We start from the raw sequence: 7,211 nt of genomic DNA, 5'->3' as shown, positions 1-7,211 counted from the left end.
CCCACAGGCACGACGCGTCACCGGGGCTTTTGCCGCAGCGCCGGCCGAAGCCGCACCCGCCCGGTTCACGCGGCGCCCGGGGCTTCGCCCCGCACGGAGGTCGCGGTGCGGTGAGTGTTCTCAGGCGCCGAGTTTGCCGACGGCGTCGCGCAATGATGCTGCGACGCGCGCCACGTCTTCCTGGGTAGGGGACGAGGTGCCCAGCCGGTCCACGAGCTCCGCGCGCGACAGGAGCACCGCCGCGCCGCGAAACGCGTCGCTGCCGAGGGCGGTCCGGTCGACCACCTGCGCCGTCCCTTCCAGCAGCACCAGGGCAGCGTCGTCATCGGTCGCATCCAACAGTTCGTGGACGACAGCTTCGTCGATCACCGCGTGTTCCCTTCCCGTGGTCCGCCCGGTCCGCAAGGCGCTCGTCCGGCACATGCTTCGCCCTCTCGGACGTGCCCGCGAGCGCACACGCCAGGGCGGGCGCAGCCGCGGCCCGAACGGCGCAGCCGGGGGTGGGTTCCGTGGGGGCCCCGGGGCGGATGTCCTCCGGCCGAACATCGCGCTCGCGGAGCTCACCGAGACGTGATCCCGGTCCCGCCGGATGCGTTCCCGGGGCGCATGCCGAACAAGAACCGCGTCACCCGGGTCCTGCGCACCGCGTACTCGTACACGACGAGGATCACCGCCAGTGAACCCGCCACGATCACCGCGTACTTGACCAGCATCGGCGCGGGCCATCCGACCACCGCGTATGCGAAGGCGACCACGACCGGCTGGTGCAACACGTACAACGGCAGTGCGGCGAGCGCGAGATACCCCCACACCCGTCCGCCCCTGCCCGAGGAGAGGCCCCCTTCGCGCGGCCTGTCCAGCAGTCCCAGGATCGCCACGACCCAGCACCACCCTGCCGCCCCGAACAGCGCCCGGGTGGCCAGCGCGAGCGGGCTCCAGGCGGTGAACGGATCGTCCCCCGCCACGAATCCGGGCGCGGACGCGGCGAACAGGGCGAGCCCGAGCAGGCCGACCGGTACGGCGAGGCGGCGCAGGGCGGCGCGGAACCGGGCATCGTCGGCCAGGGCGTAGCCGCAGAGGAAGAACAGCAGGTAGGCCCAGCGGTTCCAGCCCGCGTAGTCCTCCTCCATGCCCAGCAGCGCGTTGAGCAGGGCCAGTGGCAGCGCGGGCAGCAGGAGCAGCACGGGCCGACGGGTCATCGCCGCCGCCGCGCGCCCGCCGGCTACCGCGACCACGCCCGCGATCGGCACGAGGAGCAGGCAGAAGGCGAGGAGGAGTACGACGAACCACAGGTGCCCGGTCTCGAAGTAGCGGCCGTCGAGGACGAACGGGAAGTCACCGGGATCCGGGTGGACGGTGAGGAAACGGGGCCAGAAACGCCAGTACGACTCGTGGTAGCCGGGGTCCGCCGCCCGCAGCCGCAGCCACTGCGGGAGGGGGTTGAGGACGAGGGAGGCGAGGACCAGCGGGACACCGAGGCGCAGCAGGCGTTCGCGGGCGAACCTGCCCGGGCCGCGGCGGCGCATCGAATGCCGGGTGCCGAGGCCGGCCACGAGGAACAGCATGGGCATCGCCCACACAACGCCGAACCCCGCGAGCACCGTGACGGCGTCGGCCGTCTCCGCGTTCTTGACGTAGAAGTCGTCGTCCGGCGCGAAGACGAGGGCGGCATGGAAGAAGACCAGGCCGAGAACGATCAGGGCGCGCAGCGCGTCCAGTTCGCGGCGCCGAGGAGCGGGCGCCTGTGGCTCGGTCTCCGTCTCCGCTGTCATGTCCCCCCTGCCCTCGGCCCAGTATGGGAGAGGACGTGCACGGAGGACAGCGTTCCTCCGGGAGCGGCCCGGCCGCGGTCATCGTCCGACGACGGGCCGGAAGGCGTCCCGTACGTCGGACTTGGCCACTCCGGTGGCCGGCCGCGGCTGGGATCAGCGCGGTGCCGCAGCGTTCAGCAGGCACTCGCGGTCGTCCGCACTGATCAGTCCGGGCGCAAGGTCTCGTCGTCCAACAGCTCACGCAGCAGGGGCGCGTGGTGGAGGAACACGGCCCTGCACTGTTCGCGTTCCGGGTGGTCCTCGTCCTTGCCGAGGAGCAGCACCGCGCGTTCGTCGTCCGCGTCGACGGGCTGAGAGAGATCCGCGGCGACGACCACGAGGCCGAGCAGGCCGTCCCGCACGGGATGCCCGGGTCGGCTGCGAGACGGATCAGGAACGGCAGGGCCGTCGGCATCGCCGCACTCGTGTGGAAGACGCTGTCCATCAAGCGCAGCAGGCCCGTATCGAACGGGGAACCCCTCGCGTCCGGTTGCCGGCGGCGAGGGGGTCTGCTGTTTCCGAGGGCGCACCCGCTACTTCTGAGGGTGCTGCCTCGACGTGTCCTTGAAGCGCCCCAGTGCCTTGATCAGGGCACTTCGCGGGGAGCCTGCGGGCTTGGCGGCCGTGTCGCCCGGGGCCGGGCGCGGCACGTTGTCGGAGCCCGTCGCCTCGGCCAGCGCGGCCTGCGCGAGTTCGGCTGCTTCCCGGTACAGGTCCCGGGACCTGGTCATGGCCTCGAGCGCCTCCGCGTACTTGGTGACGAGCCGGCGGGTGTGGGCCAACTCCTCCTCCATGGTGAGCAGGTGCCACCGGTGGCGCAGGCTGTCGAGGGCCTGTTCGGCCTCGGTGGTCAAGGTCCGCGGCAGCTCGGCGAAGGCGGTGACCTTGTCGACGAGTTCCGTCGGCTCCGAGCCGTCCAGGAAGACACTGCGGACGGCGAAGCGTTCCGCGTCGTACTCCGGGCCCGCCGACGCCGTGGGCAGGACCACCGCCCCGCCGCGTGGCACCCGTACGTGCAGGTCCCTCATCGCCCAGTTGACGATCTGGAACTGTTCCGGCGAGGCCCGGTGCTCCACCACCCGATGGCGCAGGCTCGGCGGCAGGAAGGGTGTCAGGGGCCGGCGGCCGGGCGCGTCGGGGGTCATCGCCTCGTGGACGACGATGTGGATGTTCCAGCTGACGCGGCTGCAGTCCTTGAGGAGACGGCGCATCTCCTTGTCGTCGTCCGGCAGCCGATTGCTGGTCCGCAGCCGCAGACCGGGGACGGTGTCGTGGTCCCAGTCGACGCGGTCGCTGTCGGGCCAGAACATCGTCGCGGGGGAGGGCCACCGCTGGTCCCAGGTCCGTTCCGCCTTCGCGGCCAACACCCATCCGACCGCCTCGCCGTCACGTTGACTGCCGTGGGAGTCGAAGCAGGTCAGCTGGGCGCGCACGGTCACCTCGCCGTCCACGCGCCAGCGGGCCTCGAAGAGGCGGCGTGCGGCGGGGTCCGGCGGGGCGGCGCTCTCGTCCGTGCCGGGTGGGTGGGGGAGGCCGCCGACGCCCGCCCCGGCCGTGAAGGCGTCAGCGGCATCGGCGGGAGCGAGGTCGAGAAAGTCGTCTATGACCCCGGCGGCCTTGAGCGCGATGAGGTTGCGCCGGACGTCCTGCTCGGGCGTCGGCCCGAGGTGGCGCCCGTGCCCGAGCCACGTCGTGGCGGGGGCGGTGGTCGAGGAGGTACTGGTCTTCGGCATGGAGTCGTTCTGTCAGGGGGTCGCGGGCAGCTCCAGTATGGTCCCGTCGGCCGGCGGAAACACAGGAGGGTGAGGCCCGACACACCTGGTTCATGGAGCGTTCTGTTCGTTTGCGGGGTCGCGGGAGGTTGCTGACGGCGGCCGGCTCGGGGTGGTCCACGCGGCGAGGGCGTCGACGATCCGCCGGCACGGTCAGCCGCGCCTCGCCACCCGTCGGAACGGGTGACGCCGCTGTGCCGCCCGCCACCGAACGGCGTAGTCCCCAGACGCCTTTTGCGCGGAACGGTCCATGCATGAACAGATGCGTGACCACAGCACTGTCCAAGACGATCTGTCGTGGAAGGCGGATGCCGGATACATCGTCGGCCGTCTTCTTCCGTTCCTGGTGATCGCCCTGTCCGTCGTGGCCGATGTGCTCACTTCCGACCGTGAACCCTTCGACCGTGTGCTCTTCGCGGCTCCGGCACTGGCGGCCGTGACCTGGGGAAGCCGTGGCACCGTGGTCGTCGGACTGCTGTCCATGGTGGCCTCGGCGGGACTGGCCGCACGGCGGGCCGAGGACGTGCCCGGCGTGCTGATCAACCTGACGGTGCTCCTGGCCGTGACGGTTGCCGCCGTATGGTCGAGCCGTCTCCGGCGGAACCGGGAGATGGAGCTCCGCCAGATGCACTCCGTCGCCGAAGCCGCGCAGACGGCCCTGCAGCGCCCGATGCCGTCACACCTGGGACCCGTCGACCTCCACCTCCTCTACGAGGCGTCAGCGGCGGGAGCACACGTCGGCGGGGACTTCTACAAAGCTCTCGAAGTGCGCGGCGCGGTACGGATCATGCTGGGAGACGTCCAGGGCAAAGGCCTTGGCGCGCTGGAGACGGCGTCCATCCTCCTCGGCTCGTTCCGCGAGTCCGCCTATACGGCCCCCGACCTCGCCGCTGTGGCCGAACGGCTGGAATTCAGCATGGCCCGCTACGCGGAGCGGACTCAGGACTCGGACGTGGCCAGCCGGTTCGCGACCGTGCTGCTCGCCGAGATCCCCCACGACGAACCGGTCGTCCGGATCCTCAGCTGTGGGCATCCGGCACCCGTCATCCAGCATCAGGATGTCCTGACCACGGCCGAGCTGCCCTCCCCGTCGCTCCCCGTCAACCTCTCCGGACTCGGGCTTGGGAACGAATACGACGTCCAGGAACTGTGCTTCGAGCCAGGGGACCGGCTCTTGATGTTCACGGACGGCGTGAGCGAGACCCGTGATCACACCGGGGCCTTCTACCCTCTGGAGGACCGGATGCGCGGCTGGATCAGGGAACCCGCGGACCGGATGATCACCCTTCTGCGTGAGGACCTCGTCCGCTACAGCGGCCACGGCTTCGACGACGACACCGCAGCGGTACTCGTCGTCCGCCGCTGACGACGTGCCGCCGGCCCGGCCGGCAGCAGGCGTCACGCAGCCCGCTGCTTCAGTCGGACACCGGGTGGGGAGGGAGCTCGCCGTGGAGGAGCGCGGTGCCCAACGGGGGGAGCGTGTGGATCACTTGGGCGCGGGCGCGTTGGCTGTGCGCGAGGTCGGCCTCCCTCAGGGCCGTGATGTGTTCGCTCGCGGAGGAGGCGGAGATCTTCAGGCGTAGGGCGAGCTCTCCCGTGGTCGCGGTGCTGACCAGGGCCGCCAGCACGCGGGCGCGGGTACGGCCCAACAGGGCGGCCAGCGCCTGGGGACGGCGGTCGCGGGTGACCGCCGGGGGCCCAGGACGGGGGATGGGCCACCGGGTAGGCGAGGACCTGCGGCAGGCCGGGGCGGCAGGGCCCGGTGGCCCGCCGCGGCTTCGACGGACGCCCCCTGGCCCCGTGCGGCCGTGGATGCGAGCCCAGGGTCCGGACCCGGAAGCGGTGGCCGCGGGTCCGGCACCGGCCGGGCCAAGGCAGTCCCCGGCCGTCACGTGACGGGTGGGCCTTCTCAGGTCCGGGCGTCGGACCGCTCCACGGGCGGCGGGGTCGGTGTGCGAGGCGGCGCGCCTACGGCCTCCGACGGCGCGGCTGCGGTGGCGTCAAAGTCCGCAGTGGGCCCCGCTTCTGGAAGGAACGGTTCTCCCAACGCTCACTTCCCGTTGGGAAAAGGGCGCGGTGTTCGCTCCTAGGGTGACCGGTGCCGCTCCCCAGATCGTTGCATTCGAGAGGACTCCCATGACAGGCACGTCCGCAGGAAGACCGACCGGTCCCGGTTTCGAGCGACGCACCCTCCTGCGCGGGGCCGCCGTTGCCGCGGCGGCTTCCCTTCCCTTCCAGGCACTGGCCGCGCGGACGGCGGCAGCCGCGCCGGTCAAGCTCGGATCCGACGCCGGGTACGGCCCGCTCGGCCCGGTCAAGGACCAGGCGACGGGCCTGGAACTGCTCCAGCTGCCCCAGGGCTTCGAGTACATCTCGTACGGCTGGACCAACGACCTCATGGACGACGGCGTGCGCACCCCCGGTGCCCACGACGGCATGGCGGCCTTCCGCTACGGCGACAAGGTCCACCTCGTCCGCAACCACGAGCTCGGCGCCGGGCCCGCCTTCACCGCCCCGGCCTACAACCCCGCCGCCGGCGGCGGGACGACCACCCTGGTCTTCGACCCGGACGCCGGCCAGTGGCTGGAGTCCTACGGCAGCCTCGGCGGTACGATGCGCAACTGCGCCGGCGGGCCCACCCCGTGGAACACCTGGCTCACCTGCGAGGAGACCTTCTCCACGACGGCCGGCAAGCGCCACGGCTACATCTTCGAGGTGGCCTCGGAAGGCAAGGGCAACCCCGAGCCCTACAAGGCCATGGGCCGGTTCAACCACGAGGCCGTCGCCGTCGACCCGGCGACCGGCTACGTCTACGAGACCGAGGACCGCGGCGACGCGTCGCTGTACCGCTTCGTCCCGGCCGTGCCGGGCGACCTGTCCAAGGGTGGCCGCCTCGAGGCCCTGCGCATCGGAACGACGACGTACGACACCCGGTCCGACGGTGAGAAGGCGTACGGCACCGTCTCCTGGGTGCCCGTCGACGACGTCGACCCCGCGGCGGACACAGTACGAATTCAGGCACAGGCGAACGGTGCCGCGGTGTTCAGCCGCCTCGAGGGCGCCTGGTACGGCAACGACCGCGTCTACGTCATCACGACCGACGGTGGACCCGCCCGCCAGGGCCAGGTGTTCGAACTCGACCCGGCCACCGACGAGTTTCGGGTGCTCTTCGCCTCCCCCGGCTCCGAGGTGCTCAACGCGCCGGACAACATGTGCGTCAGCCCCCGCGGCGGTCTGGTGCTGTGCGAGGACGGTGGCGGTACCGAGTACGTCCACGGGCTGACCCCGGACGGCGAGATCTTCCGCTTCGCCGCCAACGACGTGGATCTCCGCGGCGGGACGGCGGGCAAGAACGTCCCGGCGGCCGACCACCGGGGTTCGGAGTGGGCCGGCTCGGTGTTCGAACCGAAGAACGGGAACTGGCTGTTCGTGAACATCCAGACCCCGGGTATCACGTTCGCGATCACCGGCCCCTGGCGCCAAGGCGCGCTCTGATCCGTCGGCAGGGCCGCGGTGCCGTGCTGCCGCCGCCGCGTCGCGGACGCTTCCGGCCGGGCGCTGCTCCGGCTGAACCGGCCCGCCGCGATCCGGCCGCCGGGCCGACCCGTCGCCAGGCACTGTCCTGACG

General features: G+C 71.7%; 7 protein-coding genes. 2 read left to right on the top strand and 5 right to left on the bottom strand.

Annotated features, from left to right (window positions below):
- Positions 1-120: 120 nt before the first annotated feature.
- The 4 genes from ACWGH4_RS27375 to ACWGH4_RS27360 all read right to left on the bottom strand — a co-directional run bounded on the left by ACWGH4_RS27375 (position 121) and on the right by ACWGH4_RS27360 (position 3,544).
- Positions 121-369 carry a hypothetical protein gene (locus tag ACWGH4_RS27375; protein WP_453465653.1) on the bottom strand — a complete coding sequence of 83 codons (249 nt, stop codon included), beginning with the start codon at positions 367-369 and terminating at the stop codon, positions 121-123.
- Positions 370-560: 191 nt separating this feature from the next.
- Positions 561-1,772 (bottom strand): acyltransferase family protein, encoded by a 1,212-nt coding sequence (locus tag ACWGH4_RS27370; protein ID WP_453465651.1) that lies wholly within the window; start codon positions 1,770-1,772, stop codon positions 561-563.
- A gap of 203 nt (positions 1,773-1,975) precedes the next feature.
- Complete coding sequence (locus ACWGH4_RS27365) at positions 1,976-2,173, bottom strand: hypothetical protein (protein ID WP_453465649.1); 198 nt, start codon at positions 2,171-2,173, stop codon at positions 1,976-1,978.
- A 171-nt stretch (positions 2,174-2,344) separates the two neighbouring features.
- Complete coding sequence (locus tag ACWGH4_RS27360; protein WP_453465647.1) at positions 2,345-3,544, bottom strand: hypothetical protein; 1,200 nt, start codon at positions 3,542-3,544, stop codon at positions 2,345-2,347.
- Positions 3,545-3,833: 289 nt separating this feature from the next.
- On the opposite strand from ACWGH4_RS27360, the gene ACWGH4_RS27355 reads away from it, so the two are divergent.
- On the top strand, positions 3,834-4,949 hold the full coding sequence (locus ACWGH4_RS27355) for a PP2C family protein-serine/threonine phosphatase (protein WP_453465645.1): 1,116 nt from the start codon (positions 3,834-3,836) through the stop codon (positions 4,947-4,949).
- Positions 4,950-4,998: 49 nt separating this feature from the next.
- Here the strand turns inward: ACWGH4_RS27355 and ACWGH4_RS27350 are convergent, their stop codons facing one another.
- Positions 4,999-5,211: a hypothetical protein gene (locus tag ACWGH4_RS27350; protein ID WP_453465643.1), complete on the bottom strand. Its 213-nt coding sequence runs from the start codon at positions 5,209-5,211 to the stop codon at positions 4,999-5,001.
- A 508-nt stretch (positions 5,212-5,719) separates the two neighbouring features.
- Here ACWGH4_RS27350 and ACWGH4_RS27345 point away from each other — a divergent pair.
- A complete protein-coding gene (locus ACWGH4_RS27345) occupies positions 5,720-7,078 on the top strand; it encodes an alkaline phosphatase PhoX (protein WP_453465641.1) in 1,359 nt (452 codons plus the stop codon).
- Positions 7,079-7,211: the final 133 nt, after the last annotated feature.

Source organism: Streptomyces sp. NPDC054847, from assembly GCF_053610925.1.
The sequence above is the reverse complement of the archived record's forward strand: the minus strand, read 5'-3'. Positions and strand labels throughout refer to the sequence as shown.

Bases quoted from the DNA above. Each gene is read 5' to 3' on its own strand.
- ACWGH4_RS27360 (WP_453465647.1), bottom strand. From the start codon at position 3,544: ATGCCGAAGACCAGTACCTCCTCGACCACCGCCCCCGCCACGACGTGG.
- ACWGH4_RS27345 (WP_453465641.1), top strand. From the start codon at position 5,720: ATGACAGGCACGTCCGCAGGAAGACCGACCGGTCCCGGTTTCGAGCGA.
- ACWGH4_RS27370 (WP_453465651.1), bottom strand. From the start codon at position 1,772: ATGACAGCGGAGACGGAGACCGAGCCACAGGCGCCCGCTCCTCGGCGC.
- ACWGH4_RS27355 (WP_453465645.1), top strand. From the start codon at position 3,834: ATGCATGAACAGATGCGTGACCACAGCACTGTCCAAGACGATCTGTCG.